Annotated in this window: 17 protein-coding genes and 1 pseudogene; 3 read left to right on the top strand and 15 right to left on the bottom strand. The window is 37.6% G+C overall.

The window, feature by feature from the left end; all coding sequences use genetic code 11:
• Positions 1-84: 84 nt before the first annotated feature.
• From hemW to RV15_RS02125, 3 genes and pseudogenes are all read right to left on the bottom strand, one after another.
• Positions 85-1,245, bottom strand: coding sequence for a radical SAM family heme chaperone HemW (gene hemW / locus RV15_RS02130; RefSeq protein WP_071876411.1), 1,161 nt, complete (start codon positions 1,243-1,245; stop codon positions 85-87).
• A 397-nt stretch (positions 1,246-1,642) separates the two neighbouring features.
• Positions 1,643-1,950, bottom strand: a pseudogene (locus tag RV15_RS18920) (family 1 glycosylhydrolase); the annotation flags it as partial.
• 50 nt (positions 1,951-2,000) lie between these two features.
• Complete coding sequence (locus tag RV15_RS02125; RefSeq protein WP_167364070.1) at positions 2,001-2,138, bottom strand: CAT RNA binding domain-containing protein; 138 nt, start codon at positions 2,136-2,138, stop codon at positions 2,001-2,003.
• 234 nt (positions 2,139-2,372) lie between these two features.
• Between RV15_RS02125 and RV15_RS02120 the strand changes: the two genes are divergently transcribed.
• Together RV15_RS02120 and RV15_RS02115 are read left to right on the top strand one after the other, a co-directional pair.
• On the top strand, positions 2,373-4,136 hold the full coding sequence (locus tag RV15_RS02120; RefSeq protein ID WP_071876410.1) for a CocE/NonD family hydrolase: 1,764 nt from the start codon (positions 2,373-2,375) through the stop codon (positions 4,134-4,136).
• 76 nt (positions 4,137-4,212) lie between these two features.
• Entirely contained in the window at positions 4,213-5,121 is a 909-nt protein-coding gene (locus tag RV15_RS02115) for a LysR family transcriptional regulator (RefSeq protein ID WP_071876409.1), read from the top strand.
• Between the two features lie 576 nt (positions 5,122-5,697).
• Here the strand turns inward: RV15_RS02115 and ribF are convergent.
• The 9 genes from ribF to rimP form a co-directional block, all read right to left on the bottom strand.
• On the bottom strand, positions 5,698-6,645 hold the full coding sequence (gene ribF / locus RV15_RS02110; RefSeq protein WP_071876408.1) for a riboflavin biosynthesis protein RibF: 948 nt from the start codon (positions 6,643-6,645) through the stop codon (positions 5,698-5,700).
• A gap of 17 nt (positions 6,646-6,662) precedes the next feature.
• Entirely contained in the window at positions 6,663-7,583 is a 921-nt protein-coding gene (gene truB, locus RV15_RS02105; RefSeq protein ID WP_071876407.1) for a tRNA pseudouridine(55) synthase TruB, read from the bottom strand.
• A gap of 213 nt (positions 7,584-7,796) precedes the next feature.
• Entirely contained in the window at positions 7,797-9,071 is a 1,275-nt protein-coding gene (locus RV15_RS02100; RefSeq protein WP_083429064.1) for a coiled-coil domain-containing protein, read from the bottom strand.
• Between the two features lie 196 nt (positions 9,072-9,267).
• The gene (rbfA, locus tag RV15_RS02095) at positions 9,268-9,618 is read right to left on the bottom strand and encodes a 30S ribosome-binding factor RbfA (protein WP_025870867.1); all 351 of its coding nucleotides are present in this window, start codon (positions 9,616-9,618) and stop codon (positions 9,268-9,270) included.
• Positions 9,619-9,652: 34 nt separating this feature from the next.
• The gene (gene infB / locus RV15_RS02090; protein WP_071876406.1) at positions 9,653-12,283 is read right to left on the bottom strand and encodes a translation initiation factor IF-2; all 2,631 of its coding nucleotides are present in this window, start codon (positions 12,281-12,283) and stop codon (positions 9,653-9,655) included.
• Between the two features lie 12 nt (positions 12,284-12,295).
• Positions 12,296-12,598 carry a YlxQ-related RNA-binding protein gene (locus RV15_RS02085; protein WP_071876405.1) on the bottom strand — a complete coding sequence of 101 codons (303 nt, stop codon included), beginning with the start codon at positions 12,596-12,598 and terminating at the stop codon, positions 12,296-12,298.
• A complete protein-coding gene (gene rnpM / locus RV15_RS02080; RefSeq protein WP_071876404.1) occupies positions 12,591-12,887 on the bottom strand; it encodes an RNase P modulator RnpM in 297 nt (98 codons plus the stop codon). The genes RV15_RS02085 and rnpM overlap by 8 nt, the downstream gene beginning before the upstream one ends.
• 18 nt (positions 12,888-12,905) lie before the next feature.
• The gene (gene nusA / locus RV15_RS02075) at positions 12,906-14,087 is read right to left on the bottom strand and encodes a transcription termination factor NusA (RefSeq protein ID WP_071876403.1); all 1,182 of its coding nucleotides are present in this window, start codon (positions 14,085-14,087) and stop codon (positions 12,906-12,908) included.
• Between the two features lie 123 nt (positions 14,088-14,210).
• On the bottom strand, positions 14,211-14,684 hold the full coding sequence (rimP, locus tag RV15_RS02070; RefSeq protein ID WP_071876402.1) for a ribosome maturation factor RimP: 474 nt from the start codon (positions 14,682-14,684) through the stop codon (positions 14,211-14,213).
• A 422-nt stretch (positions 14,685-15,106) separates the two neighbouring features.
• Here rimP and rnhC point away from each other — a divergent pair, with 422 nt between their 5' ends.
• On the top strand, positions 15,107-16,036 hold the full coding sequence (rnhC, locus tag RV15_RS02065; protein ID WP_071876401.1) for a ribonuclease HIII: 930 nt from the start codon (positions 15,107-15,109) through the stop codon (positions 16,034-16,036).
• 43 nt (positions 16,037-16,079) lie between these two features.
• Here the strand turns inward: rnhC and budA are convergent, their stop codons facing one another.
• From budA to RV15_RS02050, 3 genes are all read right to left on the bottom strand, one after another.
• Positions 16,080-16,793, bottom strand: a complete 714-nt coding sequence (gene budA, locus RV15_RS02060; protein WP_071876400.1) for an acetolactate decarboxylase — start codon at positions 16,791-16,793, stop codon at positions 16,080-16,082.
• A gap of 13 nt (positions 16,794-16,806) precedes the next feature.
• Complete coding sequence (alsS, locus tag RV15_RS02055; RefSeq protein ID WP_071876399.1) at positions 16,807-18,471, bottom strand: acetolactate synthase AlsS; 1,665 nt, start codon at positions 18,469-18,471, stop codon at positions 16,807-16,809.
• Positions 18,472-18,688: 217 nt separating this feature from the next.
• The gene (locus RV15_RS02050) at positions 18,689-20,911 is read right to left on the bottom strand and encodes a glycoside hydrolase family 3 protein (RefSeq protein ID WP_071876398.1); all 2,223 of its coding nucleotides are present in this window, start codon (positions 20,909-20,911) and stop codon (positions 18,689-18,691) included.
• Positions 20,912-20,929 lie beyond the last annotated feature (18 nt).

Below are 20,929 nucleotides of genomic sequence, written 5' to 3'. Positions count from 1 at the left end.
TAGCACTCTTTATCACCGAGTGCTAAAATAATAAAAAAGAACGAAAAAAGAGCTCTTACAACGCTCATTTCGTTCCTAGAATCGTTACTTTTCCTTATCGATCAAAAATGCTTCAAAAACATCGTTTCCAACAAACAGTCCCTGTTCAGTTAATTGGATATACTCTTCACTTTCAAGAAGCAGGCCTTTTTGAATCAATTCTACGATGGTTTTTTGATATACTTGATTTAAAGTCAAACCAAATTTTTCTTGGAATCGCCCTTTTGAAACCCCCATCTTTTTACGTAAACCTAAGAATAATTCTTCTTCCATTTGATTATTCAAAGTCAGAATCTCAGTTTCAAGTGTTGGTAATTGGTTTTCACGCAATGGTTTTAAATAATGCTGGATCGGACCATGATTTTTATAGCGGGTATGTCCTAAATAACCACTAGCTCCAGCACCAAATCCATAATAATGGTCATTGTTCCAATACACTAAATTATGCTGACTTTCTTGTCCCTTTAAGGCAAAATTACTTACCTCATATTGATGACGTCCGGCCTTTTCCATTGCAATGATTGTTTCTTCAAACATTTGAGCTTCCACATCTTGATCGGGTAACTGCAGACGCCCTTGGCGCACCCAGTTCATAAACATCGTTTTATTTTCCAAAATCAAAGAATACAGTGAATAATGAGGCAAATCGAGTTCAATTGCTCTTTTTAATGTATCTCTGAATCCTTCTAAGGTCTGACCTGGCAAGGCATAAATCAAATCGATACTGACATTTAGAAAACCTTCTTTTTCCAAAAATTTCATTGTTTCATACACATCTTCTGCCGTATGTTTACGTCCAATCTTTTTCAACAATTGATTATCGAATGTCTGAACGCCCATAGATAAACGATTTACACCATATTCTTTCATTACCTGTAACTTTTCTTGCGTTAAATCACCTGGATTGGCTTCGATTGTAAATTCATTTGCCGCATCAATCGGTAGTAATTCACGGACACCTTTTAGCAATACATCTAGCTGTTTAGCAGATAAAGAAGTTGGCGTACCACCTCCTATGTAAATTGTTTCGGTCGTCTTGCTTGGGTATTGCTCTTTGGTCAGACGAATCTCCTTCAAAAGACTTTGGATATATTCATCGACTGGTTGACCTTCTAAAAAAACTTTATTAAAGTCACAGTAAAAGCAGATATGTTCACAAAACGGGATATGTATGTAAGCGGAAATATTTGTATTTTTGTTTTCCAATTTTTTATTCCTCCAATTTAGGCGACTTCTAATTTTTAGACTATTCTATAGAAGACGTCTCTTATCTTACCATATTCAGCCATAAAATGTTTTAAATTGAATCAAGAAATTTTTCTTGTAACGATTCATAAAAATGAGTCTCTGCGCATACATTAAAAATTTATTAACCAAATGATTCGCTGCAGTTTGCTTAACATGCCCTATTCTGTATACTAACCATAGCTATTTTCATTCACTCTGTGCAATAAAATAAGAAAGGGTTATCTTCACCACGTTCTAGCAGTAGTAACTAAACGAGAAATCACAAAAATTTTAATAATTTTTTTACCAAGCTATCTTGTTTTTTGTTAAGGATTATTCCTAATGTCAAGTCTTATCTATAGTAGTTTTCCCCATTTTATGCAATTACTTGCTGATACCAATCAAACGATTTTTCCTTTTTAAGCACCAAACTCCCTTTGCCTTCATTGTCACAATCGACATAGACAAAGCCATAGCGTTTTTTTCATTTTCCCCGTCCCAGCAGAGATCAAATTAATACAGCCCCGCATGGTGCCAATAAGATTTACATCATGATTAATGGCCTCTTTTATAACCATCAATGCGATAATTACCCATCACATGACCAGCTTCATCTGTTTAATCAGTAGCACCTAGTCCATCTTCCACAACCATTAAATGTGATTCGTTAATGAAATATCGATCCCTTCCCTTAGCTTCTTTCCTAATTTCAATTTACTATTCGCAATAATTTGTTAGAACTTTCCAGATAACTCTTGACTTTGAAGAACAAATTTTTTATTTACTAGAGAATCTGCGATTGTCTCTCCTATTTTCTTTTGATAGGCAATCCCTTTTCCAAGACCAATGATTTCATTTTCTGGATTGTCCAAGCACACCACAATCTAAAAAGACCTGATTGCAAATTGATATCTTTGAATCGTTAAGTCTGTTTTATTTCAGAACAAACTACACTATTTCAAAAGAATCTGTTATTCATTTTATGCATATCACATATATTTTTTGTAACAAGTATCCAAAATTACAATTTTACTTCCCAAATAACGCCTTGTATAATTTGAGATGCTTAAGAGCTCAATCTTATGATGAAATTGGAGGGAATATAAATGACAACAAAAATAACAGAAAAAATGTGCTTTAGCCCATCATTTGACTATATTGATAATGGTATCGAACATGGCGTGCTTAGCCCATTTGAAACAAAAGAAATCATCTTAGAAAAAGGACAACAAATTGCTGAAGGTTTTAAACCCTTAACCAATGCGATTAAAATGCTGAAAGATGTCCCAGTAAAATTACGAGATGGTGTGACAATTTACACAGATATCTACTTACCAGTAACTGCAGAAAAGGTACCTGTTCTCATCGCGTGGAGTCCTTATGGTAAAAGTGCTGGAACCGCCCCGCGGTATAAAAATCTTTTCAATATGCTTGGTATGGGCAATCACTGGAACTCAGGCTTAACAAAATTTGAAGCCCCTGATCCTGATTATTGGTGTGCACATGGCTATGCTGTATGTAATCCTGATATGCGTGGCATCGCTCATAGTGAAGGTGATACAACAATGATTGGTTCGCAAGAAGCACAGGATGGGTATGATTTAATCGAATGGTTAGCTTCTCAAGCTTGGTCCAATGGCAAAACAGCACTTACAGGAACGTCTTATCTCGCTTTTTCACAATGGTATATCGCAGCTGAACAGCCTCCTCACTTAACCTGTATCAATCCAACAGAAGGACTCGCAGATGGTTACCGTGATTTAGCTTTTATTGGTGGGATTCCTGATGAAAACTTCATTGATCGTTTACAAGTGAATCATGTCAGTGCAAAAGGTGCTAAGCGTGAAGACTTGGTAAAAGAAATGAAAGCATATCCTTTGGCTAACGCAACAGTTTGGCAAGATAAAATTGCTGATCCAAGTAAAATTACGGTTCCTGCCTTTGTTATCGCAAGCTACTCAAACACGTTACACACGATGGGAACCTTTCGTTCTTGGCGCACATTAGGTTCATCAGAAAAATGGCTTCGCATCCACGATCGTCAAGAATGGCCCTATTATTATGATGAAAAGAATACAGAAGAGTTACGCAAATTCTTTGATTACTATTTACTTGGAAAAGACAACAGCTGGACAGATACACCAACTGTTCGCTATTCTCTTATTGATTTCCAAGGAGGCAATAAAACAGATATCCCATCTGAAACTTTTCCGCCTTTAGCTAGTGAAAACAAGCGCTACTACATGAATGGACTATTCCGCACTTTACAAGAAAAGCCTGAATCAGAAGATTTAACAGTAAAATATGCTGCAGACAGTCTACCAGGACGCAGCTCTTTCCAAATGACTTTCGCTAAAGATACAGATTTCGTAGGGTATCCAAAAGCAAAATTATTCATGGAAGTTGATGGTTACGAGGATATGGATGTTTTTGTTTGGATCCAAAAATTAGATAAATTTGGGAATATCTTAAGTGAATTTGTTGTACCAAATCACGGTGCTGCGCTTCAAGATTTCACGCAAGAAGGTGCCTCTGCCCTGCGTTATAAAGGTGCTTGGGGACGTCTTCGAGCTTCTATGCGTCATCTTGACAGCGAACGCGCAACAGACGAAATCCCGGCTTATAACTTTGACCATGTTCAAAAACTATCAAAAGGTGAAATTGTTGAACTGGATATCGTATTAAGTCCACTTGGCCTATCGTATAAAGCTGGTGAAACATTACGCATGGTCGTCAGTACAAAAGATGAACTTGGTTCAGTAATGCCTGGTACACCAGGCTGCACGCCAGATAATCAAGGGACTCACATTCTCCATACTGGTGGCGAGTATGCTTCATATCTTCAATTACCATTGATAAACAAACCTTAACAAAAACTTGTTAAATAAATGTGTTAACTTTATACTAAAGCTACTATTAAATATATTTAGTTGAAATGGAGCTACAATGAAGTTAACGACCTTAAATTATTTTGTTGCAGTTGCTGCTGAGGGTAGCTTTACAAAAGCGTCTGAAAAATTGTATATTTCCCAACCAACCTTAAGTCGACGAATACAAGAATTGGAAACTGAATTAGGCGTAGAATTATTTATTCGCCATAGTCATGGACTTACATTATCAAATGCTGGTGAACAATTCTTAACAGCAGTCAGTGAAGTCTTAAAACGAGTTGATCATTTATCCCATATGTTCGATTCGCATGTAAATTCTGATAAAACAGTACAAATTTTAAAAATTGGGTACTTACAGAATTTCAATATGGGTAGAATGTATGAGCTACTTGAGTGTTTTAAACGCAAGCATCCCAATATTCAATTTTTAATGAAGCAAGATACACCCATGAATTTAGCTAATGGACTTTCTACTAATCAATATGATTTAGTCTTTAATTTATCAACTTATTTTCAACCGGATCAGACTGTTGAAAAAACGGTATTCATGAAAAATTATTTACAAATTGCAGTACCTTTTGATCATGTATTGAGTCATAAGAAAGAATTGGATTTTGCTGATTTAGGTCAGGAAACGTTTATCTTGCTTGAAAGACAACATTCGCCTGTCATTGTTGATTATGTAATCAGTCAAGGGATTAAAAATGGATTTAATTTGAAAGTGGATTTTTATGTGAACGATCTTGATGAAGGTCTTTCTATGGTTTCACTTGGTAAAGGATTGGCCTTTTTATATTCAAGAATGGATGACGGAACATTAGAAGGTAGATATCATATTAAAATTCTAAACTTACAAGGCAATAGTAAAGAGCAAGATATTGTCGTAGCTTTTGATAGAAATAATCAGAACTATTTTCTCCGAGAGTTATTTACTTTTGTAAAAAAGAACGTCGAGGAATTATAAGATTTAACCCTACCTAAATAGCAAGTATTCTTCCCATCCGTACCACGCAACTATGCATCTGTGAGTCATTTAATCAGTATCGGAATAGTAGCAAAATATATCTACTCGTATTAAAAAAAGGAGGATAATCATTAAGAAATATGATCGTCCTCCTTTTTCCGATTCTATGGTTTACAAAAAATACTTACAATATTCCCCTACAAATATCGACAACAAATTTTTCTAGGACAAGATTTCTACATAGTCTAATGATAATTCTTCAAAAACTTCTTGATTTGCTGCTAGCTTATCTTCATTATCAATTTCTTTATCAAGTAACATAAGATTATATCTTGACTCTCTTTCATAGTAATTATTTAAACTCATCAACTATTCTTACTTACATTTTACAGAGCATATTAAAAAGCCTACTAATTTTTTGTACCAATTTCGCTGAAATAACATTTGCCTGCTTTGAATACAATAAAGAACTGGATAAACAGCCATAAAGTTCAGCTGCTTATCCAGTTCTTTTAACTAAAAAAGCAAAGGTAAGGCAGAGCGGATCAAAATATTCTCGTAAAAAATACTACGCTACTAATTCTTTTTCTCAGAAAAATAATCTGCCGTATCTTGTTCATCTTGTTTAAGTTGTACAATCAAGCCCTCAGCTCCATCAAATTTAACTTGATCACGTAAATAATGATTCCAGCGAACCGTCACTTGTTCACCATAAATGTCTTGATGGAAATCTAATATATACACTTCCACTGTAAGATCACGCCCATCACCAAACGTATCATTATGCCCGATTGACCCCATACCAAGATACCAGTTGTCTCCAACTTGAATTTTCACAGCATAGACACCGATTCGAGGTAAACGCACCGTACTTTTCACCTTGATATTGGCAGTCGGGAAACCTAACAAACGACCTCTAGCATCCCCATGAACAACTGTTCCATCCGTCTCATAGACATAACCTAGTAATTCAGTAACCTCTTCCATCTTTCCATGTTCCATTAATTCACGAATCCGCGTAGAACTGATTTTTGCACCATCTAACTCTTCTTTGCTCACTGTAGTGATCTCAAAACGCTCTTTAGCATATCCTGGTAAATGAGCAACATCAGCGATATCTTTAGGTCCATAAGTGTAATCAAAGCCTGAAACAGCAAATTTTGCATGTAACCCAACAATATATTGATCCACAAATTCCTGTGGCGCTAAATGGGCAAAAGCTGAAGTAAATTCAATCACATATAAAATATCTACTCCTAGGCTTTCCATCAATCGCTCTTTTTGATCTAAACTATTCAAGTATTTCATATTTTCAGGCAGAACTTTTTGGAAAACGATCGAAGGATGCTGGTTAAATGTCATTACAGCTAGCTTTAAGCCTTTTTCTTTGGCAATTTGTTTTCCGGTCTCAATTACTTTTTGATGTCCACGGTGAACACCATCAAAAAATCCTAATACCATTACGACCTCATCTTTTGGGATTTGTTCCAGGGTGTATGGATGTCGAATTGAAATAATTTGCATGATCAAACTTCTTTCTATTAATTATTTCTTAGCACTTTGCTAGGTTTTAATACATTGGCTTTCGTAGGATGAGCCATATACAAACTCACAACCTCATCTTGATAAAATAAAGCTAGTAAGTCTTGCGGCATCTCTTTTAAAGCAAGTTCTGCTGGACTCAATCGAACACCGTTTTTGACTCTTTGATAAAGTTCCGTAGATAAATCAATCCGTTGGAATCGCTCAATTGCGGTTTCAATCGGTAATAACGTTTCATTGATTGCATTTTGTTCCATTTTTTCGGCTACTTGTTCCAAGGTCAAACTTTGCTCAGCCGTTAAGCCTCCACTTGCTGTTCGTGTTAAATCAGACATATGGGCCGGCACGCCTAAAACAAGGCCTGTGTCTACCGATAACGTTCTAACATAAGTTCCCTTACCACAGACAACCTTAAAGCGCCAGCTCTGTGTTGCGTTGACTGGATCAAATTTAGGCTCGCTGGTGCGTTCAAATGAGTAAATCGTTGCTTTTCTCATCGGTCGTTCGACCTCTTCGCCATTTCTTGCGTATTCATAAAGACGTTTGCCGTTGACTTTGACTGCTGAAAACATCGGTGGAATTTGTGTAATAACCCCCGTCATCTTGTTCATCGCAGCATCAATTTCTTCAATTGAAAACGGCGTTTTAAGAGCGATTTTTTCAACCACTTCACCGCTAACGTCTTCCGTTGTCGTTGAAAAACCAAGTGTGATCTCTCCTTCATACGTCTTCCCTGAATCAACCATATATTCAATTACTTTCGTTCCTTTTCCAATACAAATAGGTAAAACGCCAGACACGTCAGGATCAAGTGTACCGCCGTGACCGATTTTTTTCGTATGTAAAATTTTCCTCAGTTTGAAAACACAGTCATGGCTTGTCATGCCGCGTTCTTTCCATAAAGGTAAAATACCGTCCATTGTTTTCCTCCAATTAGATTGTTAACTTATTTATTATAGCATAGAAAATAAAAGAAATTCAGTTTTAATAATAGCTTTTCAGGCAAATATCTATTCCAATCAAACACAATCATCATAAAAAAGCGTAAAACAAAACTAGATTAACAGCTTTGTTTTACGCTCACCATTTACTAAAGCATTAAATCGTATCTCTTTTTGACTTATCCGTTATTATTAGGCAGAATGCCCTACGATTACATCACCAGCATACCCAAACCCAACACGCGTCATACTAGGATTCATCTCCCAATCACGGTGCCCTGTTCCAGACGGAGATACCATGTTTGTTTCATTATACCAAGCCATGATCACAGAGTTTCCTGGAGCAAACATAAAAGCGATCACTTCATCGCCTCTATTCCAATGATCCGATGGTATTTGGTAATCTTGCATCATTGAAGCTCTACCACCAGCTGAAGCAGCCAGTCCAGCATCCCAACTGACTGGATTTAATCCATTAGCTGTACGTAATGCATTTAAGGCTTGGAACGTTGCATCAGCTGAGGTAACTGGCGGATCTACTGGTTCATCAGGCGTTTTAGGTACTTCAACATTGCCTTGATTATCCGAATTATTTTCATTATTATTTACCTCAGGCGTGCTTGGGTTTGCCTCTTTAGACTCATTCGTCTCTGCAGGCGGTGCTGTTGTTGTGGTTGTTTCTTTCTTAGTCTCACTCGTATTTTCACTTTGAGCAGACTGTTTTTCTGGTTTATTTGACGTCTCAGCTTTTTTTGTCTCTTTCTTTTTCGCTTCATTTACTAGCTGAACTTTTAAGGCTTCTTGTTGTTCTTTTAATAATTTATTTTTTGAACTTTCTGCACCAGAAGTTTCAGAGTCTACTTCTGCTTTTAAAACGTTCAAATCTGCCTGTTTAGCTACAAGGTTTTCTTTCTCTTTTTCCAGTTGAGTCGTTGCTTCTTCTACTGCAACCAGATTGTTTTGAATAGTTGTTTTTTTCGTTTCAACAAGTGCTTTGTCTTCTTTTTGTTGTTTAATTAAATCATTATTAGCTGTCAAAATGGAAGAAATTGCATGAACTCGACCAACAGCATCTGTAATTGATTCTGAGTTTAAGATAATATCCAGAATTTGAGTTCCTTGTCCATTGACCTGAACATTTCTCCCTTGCTTTTGGATCGCTTCTGTTCGTTTATTGATACGTACATCTAGTGCATCAATATCTTTTTCTAGCTGTTCAGATTCTTTTGTTAATTCTGTTCTTTGTTTATTCAATTCAATACCTTCGTCAACTATTGAAGCAATGTCTTCTTCTAATGACGCAATCTGGGTCGTTACCCCTTGTTGTTTTTCTTTTAGGACTGAAATTTCTTTGTCTTGTTGTTCTATTTTTTTATCAGCTGTTTCTGCCAGCGAACTCATTGGTATCACTGTTCCTGCAACTGTAACCATGCCAACTATTAATAATGTCAAATGCTTTTTCTTCACTATTAACCCTCCATTTTCTTCAACAGTGTCTTCAATAAGACTTGTATTATAAATAATAGCATAAATTTATTTTAGTTGATCGTTAAAAATATTACAGTTCCTTTCAATATAGTTACAAAAAATAAGTGTATTACAAAAAATAAATAAAAAAGCCGAAAAGGAATACTCCTCTTCGACTTTTTAGTTGATTAATTTTTTATTCGCCTTGATTCAACTTACGAATCAATTCGTCAATATGATTCCCATATTGAACGGACTCATCTTTTTCAAAAATTAGCTCTGGCGTTTTATACAATGTCAAACGTTGTCCTAATTCTTTACGAATCAATCCTTTAGCTTTATCTAATCCTTGTTGCGCTTTTTGGTGATCAGAAGCTAGATCAGATAACAAACTGTAATAAATCGTCGCTTGCTGCAGATCGCCAGTTACTCGAACGTCTGTAATTGTAATATCTTGCACACGTGGGTCTCTGACACGTTTTCTCAATATATCATTGATTTCACGCATGATTTCTTGACCCACTCGGCGGTCACGATAATTTGCCATACTGTTTCTCCTTCTCTCTACTTTATTTTTTATATTATTGTTTGATTTCTTCCATAACGAAGCCTTCGATTACGTCGTCCACTTTAAGATCGTTGAAGTTTTCAACCATTGCACCACATTCAAAGCCAAGTTTGACTTCTTTGGCGTCATCTTTGAAGCGTTTCAAGCTGGCTAATTTGCCTTCGAAGATCACGATTCCGTCACGAATCACACGAACGCCGCCATCACGACGGATAGAGCCTTCTGTTACGTAACAACCTGCAATCGTTCCAACTTTAGATACTTTGTAAAGTTCACGAACCGTCATTTGACCAGTGATTTTTTCCTCAAATTCAGGATCAAGCATCCCTTTCATTGCTGTTTCGATTTCTTCGATTGCTTTGTAGATGATACGGTGTAAACGGATGTCTACTTCTTCTTGATCTGATTGTTGTTTTGCTTGTGGTGTTGGGCGAACGTTAAAGCCAATGATGATCGCATTACTTGCTGCGGCAAGTGTCACGTCACTTTCATTAATTGCACCAACAGCCGAGTGAACGATTTTCACACGAACGCCAGCAACTTCGATTTTTTGTAAGCTAGCCGCAAGTGCTTCAGCTGTACCTTGCACATCTGCTTTAATAATCACGTTAACATCTTTCAATTCGCCTTCTTTTAGACTTTCGAACAAGTTGTCTAATGTTACACGATTATTTGATGAACGTTGTTCAAGTTGTGCGCGTTTGCCACGCTCTTCACCTGCTTGACGAGCTGTTTTTTCGTCTTCAAAGACTACAAAACGATCGCCGGCTTGTGGTACATCATTCAACCCAGTGATTTCAACTGGTGTTGCAGGTCCGACAGCTTTATCGCGACGACCAAGATCATTGGTCATAACACGAACACGTCCAAAAGTATTCCCAACAACGATTGGGTCTCCAACACGTAATGAACCTTGTTGAACCAGTAATGTAGCCACAGGTCCTTTTCCTTTATCTAAACGAGCTTCGATCACTGTACCGATTGCACGTTGCGTTGGATCAGCTTTCAAGTCTTCTACTTCGGCGATCAAAAGAATATTTTCTAGTAATTCATCGATGTTTTGGTTGAATTTCGCTGAAATATTTACGAAGATCGTATCTCCGCCCCATTCTTCTGGAATCAACCCATGTTCACTTAATTCTTGTTTCACGTGATCAGGATTAGCACCAGGTTTATCAACCTTATTAACAGCTACGATAATTGGCACTTCAGCTGCTTTAGCATGGTTGATCGCTTCAACTGTTTGTGGCATAACACCATCATCAGCTGCAACGACTAAGATCGTAATATCTGTGATACCTGCTCCACGAGCACGCATGCTTGTAAATGCCGCATGTCCTGGTGTATCCAAGAAAGTGATTGGTTTGCCATCGATATCGATTTGGTAGGCACCAATATGTTGCGTGATACCACCGGCTTCACCAGAAGTTACGCGTGAATTGCGCAATGTATCAAGCAAGGTTGTTTTACCATGGTCAACGTGTCCCATGATTGTTACAACTGGCGGACGTGTTACTAGATTTTCTTCAACTAATGCTTCTGGTTCGAAGAATTTATCGATATCCGCTACGTCGACTTGAATTTTTTCTTGTGGCTCCATACCATAGTCCACTGCCAACAATTCAATTGTTTCTTTATCTAATGATTGGTTTTGGTTGACCATAACACCCATCATAAATAGTTTTTTGATGATTTCAGCTGGCTCGCGATGGATTTTCTTCGCGATATCCGCTACATTCATGCCTTCTGTATATTCTAATACATCTGGCAATTCACGGAATTTACGTGCAGGCACTGCTGGTTTTGTTGATTCTTGGTATTTCCCTTTTTTGCCTTTTTTGTTGAATCTGTTGCGGTTTTGGTTGTTGTAGCCATTACGGTTACGATTTTGACCGCCGCCTCCGCCGAAACTAGTGTTGCGGTTTCCAGTATTCGTATTGTTACGGTTTTGGTTTCCTTGAGAGTTATTGCTAGTTTGTCCTTGTTGTGGACGGTTTTGTTGTCCTGTTTGTGTAGCTGGACGATTTTGATTTGTATTTTGAGTATTACTTTGTGTATTACGGTTTTGGTTGGTACTTGGCGTACTACCTTGTGTATTGCGATTTTGGTTATTGTTACGGTTTTGGTTATTTTGTTGTCCTGCTTGTGCTGGACGGTTTTGATTTTGATTATTTTGCTGCGGACGGTTTTGCTGTCCTTGGTTTGAACGGTTTTGAGTCATATTTTGGCTGCTTCCTTGCATGTTTCGATTTTGGTTGTTGCGGTTTTGATTATTTTGTTGTCCTTGTTGTGCTGGACGATTTTGATTTTGGTTGTTTTGTTGTGGACGATTTTGTTGACCATTTTGTTGCGGTCTATTTTGATTTTGGTTTGGTCTATTTCCATTTTGGTTAGCTGGTTTTGGATTTGCTGGTTTTGTTTGCCCTTGACCACTTTGTGCTGCTTGTGGTTTCGGTGCTGGTTTTTGTTGTGTATTGGCAGGCTTATTTCCTCCAAATGAGTTGCGAAGTTTTGATTCGTCCTCAGAAGAAATTGCGCCCATGTGATTTTTCACATCCATACCTAAAGCATGTGCTTTTTCGACAACATCTTTACTTGATTGATTGATCTCTTTTGCTAATTCGTAAATTCTTTTTTTCCCCATGCAATCACCTTCCTAACCTTTGATTAGTTCCTTGAATTTCTTTGCAAAGCCTTGATCATTGATGCCGATTACCATACGCGTTTTACCGATCGCATGACTTAACTCTGCTTGAAAAAACGACTCATCGCAAGGAACGTTGTAATAAGAACATTTGTCCTTGATTTTTTTTCTTGTATTATCACTAGCATCCGCTGCAACAAAAACAAATTTCGCTTTATTACTGCGGATATCACCGATCGTTAATTCTTCACCAGTTACTAGTTTTCCAGCTCTCATAGCCAAACCTAAAAAATTTAGTATCTTCTCTTTATCCATTGCCAAACAACTCATTCCGTGCTTTTTGGTGTTCAACATAGTTTAATAATTCTTGGTAAAACTCATCCGTCAACGTCGTTTCCAACACACGATCTAAAATATGTTTATCCCATGCTTCTTGGACTTCTTTTGGTTCAAGAGCGACATAGGCACCTCGTCCTGGCATTTTCCCAGTAGGATCAATGGCAACTTCGCCTTCTTTAGAGCGTGCGATTCGAACTAATTCTTTTTTCGGTTTCATTTCACCTGAAACAACAGATTTGCGCATCGGGATTTTTCTTTTTTTCATTTTATTCCCTCCAAATCGTTAGACTTGTTCTTCGTCTTCAGTTGTTTTTTCTTCAAACTCAACGTTTTCGTAATCATCAGCAGTCATAGCAGATTCTACGATTGCTTCATCGTGCACTTCTTCTTCAGGAGTTTCTTGATTTTCTGCAAGTTGTGCATAATAATCTTCCATTTCTGATTCTGGTTTAATATCGATTTTAAAACCAGTCAATTTAGCGGCTAAACGAGCATTTTGTCCTCTTTTACCGATAGCAAGTGATAACTGATAATCAGGAACGACTACTGTACAAGCTTTATTATTATTTGGATCAAAAATAACATCGACCACTTGTGCTGGATTCAATGCGTTGCTGATGAAAACTGCTGGGTCTTCACTCCATTCAACGATATCCATATTTTCGCCTTTTAATTCATTCACGATTGCTTGGACACGTTGTCCTTTTGGACCTACACAGGTTCCAACTGGATCGATATTTGAATCCGTTGAGCGAACTGAAACTTTTGAACGATCCCCTGCTTCACGAGCAATGCTGACGATTTCTACAATCCCATCATACACTTCTGGGATTTCTTGTTCAAATAATCGCTTCAGTAAATCAGGATGACTACGGCTAACAAAAACTTGCGGGCCTTTTGATGTATTTTCAACTTTTGAAACGTAGACTTTGATACGATCATGAGGTTGATAAAATTCATTTGGCATTTGATCTTGTTTTGATAACACAGCTTCGATCTTTCCTAAGTTTACATAAATATAACGGCGATCTTGTCTTTCAACAATCCCTTGCATGATATCATTTTCGTAAGCACTGAATTCGTTATAAATGATATTTCTTTCTGCTTCGCGAACACGTTGCAAAATAACCTGTTTAGCCGTTTGTGCTGCAATACGACCAAAGTCTTTTGGCGTTACTTCAAAACGGATCTTGTCACCCATTTCATAAGCTTTGTTGACTTCCATTGCTTCTTTCAATGATACTTCAAGCTGCGAGTCAAATACTTCTTCTGTTACTTCTTTAACGGCATAAACATGGATGTTGCCTTTCTTTCCGTCAAATTCTACTTCAACGTTTTGGGCTTGACCATAATGTCTTTTATATGCGGAAACTAATGCTGCTTCCAGTGCATCAATCACAATCTCTTTAGAAATACCTTTTTCAGCTTCTAATGCATCTAGTGCATTTAACATTTCTTTGCTCATTTTTTTATCATTTCCTCCTACTGTCTAAATGAAAGGTAAACGGAGCTGAACAACCTTTTATAGGTTAATTTCTGCATCCTGTGATAAGCAAAAACCGGAAAGTTCTGCTTTATATTTTATTTTTTAAAACTGAATTGCTAAACGAGCTTTGGCAATGTTTTTCCGTTCAAATGTATAATCTTTGACTCTTGTTTTGATTTTGACGGTTAAGGTCAACTGATCTTTATCAACTGTTTTTAAAACACCTTCAAATTGTTTTTCACCATCGATTGTTTGATAAAGTGAAACATGGATATATTCTCCAACTGCGTTTTCATAGTCGCTTTCTTTCTTCAACGGACGTTCAGCTCCCGGAGAGGACACTTCCAGAAAATATGCTTGGGGAATCGGATCAGGATCCATAGCATCAAGCTTTTCATCTAGCTGCTCACTTACAAGTGCACAGTCTAAGATGTCAATACCGCCTTCTTTATCAATAAAGACACGGAGAAACCAGTCTCTTCCTTCCTTAACAAACTCTACTTCTACAAGTTCAAAATTTTGTTTTTCTAAGATTGGCGTGACTAACTCGGTAACAGTTTCCACAACACTACTCAAAATTTTCGCCTCCTTCGAGATTTATGTAACGTACTAGATTTTTAGAAAAGCGGAGTGAACTGTTTAGTACTGTCAGAAAAATAGGAGTTATTGATTTCGGTGCTTTTTACCGATAGCAATAATTATCTTTTTTCCGAAGTACTAGTTCATGCAGCTAGACAATGAAAAGCGGAACAAATCAACGTTTCATCGTATTTTTCTCCTATGTTACTCCATTAAAAAGAGTGAGCAGAAATCCGCTCACTCAAACTAGTATCATTACTTATAATATATTCTACCATAGATTTTCTGAAAACTCAAATTTACGTTATTAGAAGGGCTTTTGTTTTCGATAAAGTTTTCATTTTTCTAAAAAGAAACATACTTCACTTTTTAACTTTTTTGTTTTACTATAGATAAGAAGATTTGAAAGGAGTTCTATCATGTCCCAAACTCACGTAATCAAAGTAACCAAAGATACGATGAAAAAAATGCATAGCTTTTATGAAAAAAATCGCTTGAATAAAAATGTCCCCTATACAGACTTTGTTGCTAAAGTAGGAAATACAACGATTACAGCCTATACTTCTGGTAAGGTTGTGTTTCAAGGGCCAGATGCTGAAACAACAGCGACTAAATGGGGAAGCACACTCCAAAGTAAGGGTACAAAAAACTCTTCCGTTCAAAAAACGGCCGCTTTACCCAAAAATTTCAGCCAGCTTTCTGTTTTAGGTAGTGATGAAGTGGGCAACGGCAGTTATTTCGGTCCAGTCACAGTTTGTGCCGCTTACGTCGATAAAACAATGGTGGCAAAATTAAAAGCTCTTGGCGTAAGAGATTCCAAAGAATTGACTGATCCGCAAATCATTCAACTATCTGCTGTAATCAAAGAATTAGTCCCTTACAAATTATTAATTGTCGAGCCAGAAAAATACAATCAAATCCAGCCAAAATACAATGCTGTTCACATGAAAGTCGCATTGCATAATCAAGCGATCCACTTGTTGTTGAACGAAATTGCGCCGATTAAACCAGAAGCGATTTTGATTGATCAGTTTACACCAGAAGCAAATTACAAAAAATATGTGCGCAGTGAACAAAATCAAGTCAGCGAAAAGTTATACTTCATTACCAAAGGCGAACAATATCACGTAGCGGTTGCTGCCGCTTCGATCATTAGTCGAGCAGCTTTTTTAGAAGAATTAGAGAAAGAGTCAAAAGAATTAGGGATGAAAGTGCCTTCTGGTGCCGGAGCTGTTTCTGATAAAGTTGCAGCTAAAGTGTTGGCAAAAGGCGGCATGGAATTACTAAGTAAGTATGTAAAACTTCATTTTGCAAATACAGAAAAAGCAAAAAAAATTGCTTCAAAATAACAAAATGCCTAAGACATTATCAAAATCTGTCTTAGGCATTTTGTTATTCTGCTTCTTGAATCTCTTTATCTAAGTCAGCATAATCGATTGCCGTATGAATAAAGGTTTCATCATTTTTAGGAAAATGCTGCAATAAAGAATCCATTGGTTCGATCTCAATTGTGCCAGACTCTAATACAAAATCCATTAAATGTCCGCCAAACGTTTGCTCATCGTCGATAAAATGCAAATGAAGATCGGCTGCGGCAACACCTTGAAACAATTCAGGTGTAAAAAAACCAACGATGGTGCCAGTAACATCTTCTTTTATAAACTCAGGCTGTTCTTTAGATACTTCGACTAAGCGTTTATATGGTTTTTGTTGTTTCGGCATTACGCGAATATGAACTTCTTTGAATTCTCCATGAATTTTAATAGCATGAAAAAGATTTTCGCTCTTCAATTGTTCACGGATCAATGTGTTGATTTTTAAATTATCTACAGGACCGTCCACTGAAAAAGTGATTGTCGGTTTAAATGTCGTCACAGCAGCGTACGGTGTTTCCTGTTTTTCATCGAGTGCAATCAACGCGCCATCTTCACGGCCTTGATAGGCTTTCCCCTCTAAAATAATCAGTTCTCCATCTAGACCAGATAATGTTCCAATCCCAAAGTCCCCTTTTTTTAAGATATTAGCGATTGTTTCAGTGCCATCCATTAAACCAGCCATTAGCGCACCTAAAGTACCGTGTTGATATAAAATTGTTTCTTTTGTCATTATACTCACCTTTCTAATAAAACTGATCTGGTAAAATTGTTTCGCCAAGTTTTTCATTGTCTCGATAATCAATTGGAATATCAATCACTACAGGCCCCTCTGTGTCGATCCCAGTTAAAATCGCCTCTTTCAGTTCTTGAGCACTTTCAGCTCTTAAACCTGTTGCACCAAAAGCTTCAGCGTATTTCACAAAATCAACAGGTCCAAAATCAACCCCCGAAATTCGATGGTATTTTAGTTGTTCTTGAAATTCTACCATGTTATAGCGGCCATCATTCCAAATCAAATGAATGATTTTCAGTTGCTTGCGAACGGCAGTTTCAAGATCTTGAGCTGAAAATAGGAAGCCACCATCACCCGAAATGGATATAATTTGTGTATTTGGTCGAACCAACGCAGCTGAAATTGCCCAAGGAAGCGCCACACCTAATGTCTGCATACCGTTACTAAACAGCAAATGTCTGGGCTCATAGCTTCTAAAATGACGTGCCATCCAAATATAATGACTACCCACATCAACAGTAACGGTCATTTCATCGGTTACAATGCTTTGAAGTGTGTCGATAACTTCTAAAGGATGGATCAAGCCAGTTGTAGTTGGCTTTTTGACACTATCCCGCTGAATCAATTTTTCATGCAGTGAATGCAAATATTTTGTAGCGTTTTCTGGCAAGACTTTTGCTTCAATACTTGGTAGCAAAACCGTCAACGTTTCGCCAATATCACCGACCAGTTCTCGTTCTGGCTGAAAATATTGATCAATCTCAGCAGGCGTATCATCGATCACGATGATTTTAGACTCTCCTTCTGCATTCCAATTTCTAGCTTCATACTCGATCGGATCGTAGCCAACAGCAATCACTAAATCACTACGTTTTAATAGCATATCACCTGGTTGATTGCGAAATAAACCAATCCGTCCGAAGAAATGCTCTTCCAATTTTCTAGAAATCACTCCTGCAGCTTGGAACGTTTCAACAACCGGGATCTTGGTTTTCTCAACGATTTCGCGAAGCGCATTTGCTTCCTTTTCAGTAGAAGCTCTCATTCCTACCAACAAAACAGGCAATTCTGCTGCTTGGATTTGCTCGGAAAGATATTTGATATCTTCAGTTGAAGCAGAACCGATTTTCGGATCATTCAATGGTTTGATATCAGGTGATTCGACCGTTCCATCCACAACATCCTGAGGAATACTAATGAAGCTGGCGCCTTTTTTTGACGATTTCGCCAAACGATAGGCATTTGCTAGAACTTCTGAAATGGTCTCGGGGTCTTGAATTTCTGCACTATATTTAGTAATTGGTTCAAATAAGGCAGCATTATTCATACTTTGATGCGTTAATTTTAGTAAGTCTCTGCGTTTCACTTGGCCACCAATTGCCAGCACGGGGTCACCTTCTGCTGTAGCTGTAACTAATCCTGTTGCCAAATTACTTGCACCTGGACCACTTGTAGCAACTACTACACCTGGATTTCCAGTCAAGCGCCCAACTGCCGCTGCCATAAATGCTGCGTTTTGTTCATGTCGTGTGACAATCAATTCAGGTCCATCATCGACTAAGGAATTAAATAGACCATCGATTTTTGCCCCTGGAATTCCAAAGACATAATCGACTTGATGATTCTTTAAACTTTCTACAATCACTTCAGCACCGTTTCTGCTTTTTCTGACCATCTGTTACACTCCTTTTATATAGATGTTACATTGCAATAAAAACCAATGATAAATGTAAAAATATTAATAAAATAATTCAAAACTTATATTTTATGATACAGATTCATAACCTGTAACACTTTTACATTATAGCACTCAAACTATTTTTTGTTTAATCATTTGTTTGACAAAAAAACAGCAACGAAATGGTTAGATTTCATCGCTGCTTCTAGTCATTCTATTTTCGATAGTGCAACCGCTCATCTTCAATTTGATGTTCAAAGTCCATCCCATAGCCAAAATCATACACATGCCCTAATTCATCTTTATGACAAATCAGATCCAATGGAACATCTTCTTTTTGTTGTTCAACGGTTTCCATATCGGCGGGCATTTGAAATGGTAACAATCCAGACGGCATATATTCGCCGCTCAAAACACTCAATATCGCTTGTGTTTGGACACCAAAATCGGCAATAATGCTCTCCACAGCCCATTCAAATTCTTTAACGATTGTTGGATTTTTCATCGTGAGAGAAACGATGATCGGCAAATCGGGAAATTCTTTTTTGAGTGACAAAATCGTTGCAAGATCTCCGCTATTGGCTGCTGTATTGCTTTTATTGACATACGATCGATTTTCTCCAGCTAAGCTTTCTTCACGAGCAAGTTTGGCAGTATACGGCTGATACTGTAAGCTGATCGGTAAATAGCCATTTCCTTCAGCTTCACTTGAATAGCCAACTGTTTTAGGCGACGCTAAAAATACTAAAGCAACTTCAGCTTTTTCTGGTGAGTCGACTAGTTGAAAATACTTTTCTACAAAGTCTGGGTTGATCGGGTTCTTTTCACACGCTGGTTGAATATTGCCAAACCAATCTGCCGACTCGCCGATTTTCTGTTTTGGTACGTAAATTTTCGTTTGTTTTCGTAATGGCAATACATGCTGTTTATTTTTCAATAAGACCAACGATTTTTGCTGTGCTTTATAACCAATTTCCATAAAATCAGGATTTCCAACCACTTTTTCTGAATGTTCTGGGATCAAATATGGATTTTCAAAAAGACCCGTTTGAAAAATGTTTTTCAATAGGCGACGGGCAGAAATTCGGAACCTTTCTTTCATCACCTGTGCTCCCTGTTCTGCAACGCCTAACTCATAAGCCGCCAATACAGGCGCAATGTCATTATTCCCACCAAATTGATCAACACCTGCCGTTAAAGCTTTATAATGACGCTGTTCAACCGTTAAGGCTTCTACTCCCCAGCTTTTCCCACCAATAAATTGATCAAGCTTGACAGCATCCGCTGTAATTGACCAGTCTGTACAAACAACTCCGTCATACTCATATTTTTTACGCAATAAATCATTAATAATATACTCACTAAAGCCATTGCCAACATTTTCTTGATTTTTTTGATCTTGATCATAAGAAATAGTGTAGTAAGGCATCACGGCTGATGCTTTATCAGTTCCATCCCCCAAGGCAAAAGCTCCCTTAAGAAACGGTTGTAAATGTTCCTCGAAATTATGCCCTGGATAAACCGCATATTTCCCATAACCATAATGACCATCACGCCCCGCTTCGCCACTGCCTCCACCTGGCCAATGTTTGACCATCGCATTTACACTTTCTAGTCCCCAGCCGCCTTTTTCATGGTGAGTCGTTTGAAATCCGTCACAATAAGCTTTAGCTAATGCTGTCACTAATTTCACCCCTTCGCCAAAGGTTCCTGAAAAACGCATCCAGCGCGGTTCTGTCGCTAAATCAATTTGTGGTGATAAGGCTGTCGTAATCCCTAACGCTCGATACTCCTTACTAGCAATTTCTCCAAATTGCCTAACCAATTCAGGATCAAACGCCGCAGCCAAGCCTAATTGTTCTGGCCATTTTGAAATATCCCCGCCAGCACCTGCATTAAACTCTGTATCTGCATTTGTGCTGTGTCTCGGATCAGAACTAACATTTACCGGTATACCTAAATCTAAGCTTTCTGCCATGGCTTGTAAATTATTGGTCCATTCCGCAGCGATTTTGGGAGAGTCGACTATTGTTAATAACACATGACGGATATGATCCTCTTTTAAAAACTCTTTTTGCTGATCCGTCAACTTGGCAAGCGAACCATTGTATTCGTCTAACGTTTTTCCGTTATATGTTCCAGAAAACATCTTAACAAAATGATTTTGCTTTTTAGAAACAGTTTGGTGCCTGCTGTACAGCATTAAACCTGCAATTTGTTCAACAGATAATTTCATTACTAGGTCTTCTATTCTTTCTTCAAGCGGTAAACGCCAATCTTCATATGGATCTAACACCCCATTTTGATTCAAATCCTTAAACGCAAAACCATCTTTTTCAATCAGAGAAACACCAGAATTTTCAGCATAGCCAAGGGTTGCCCCATTTTCATTTTCAACAAGTATCCAATTTCCTTGAGACGTTTTTTTATAGCTCATTTCATTTCCTCCCATTTC

Origin of the sequence: Enterococcus silesiacus (genome assembly GCF_001886225.1) — a bacterium.
Taxonomy (GTDB): Bacteria; Bacillota; Bacilli; order Lactobacillales; family Enterococcaceae; genus Enterococcus_L; species Enterococcus_L silesiacus.
Note: the sequence above shows the minus strand (reverse complement) of the source record. Positions and strands in the feature narration are given on the sequence as shown.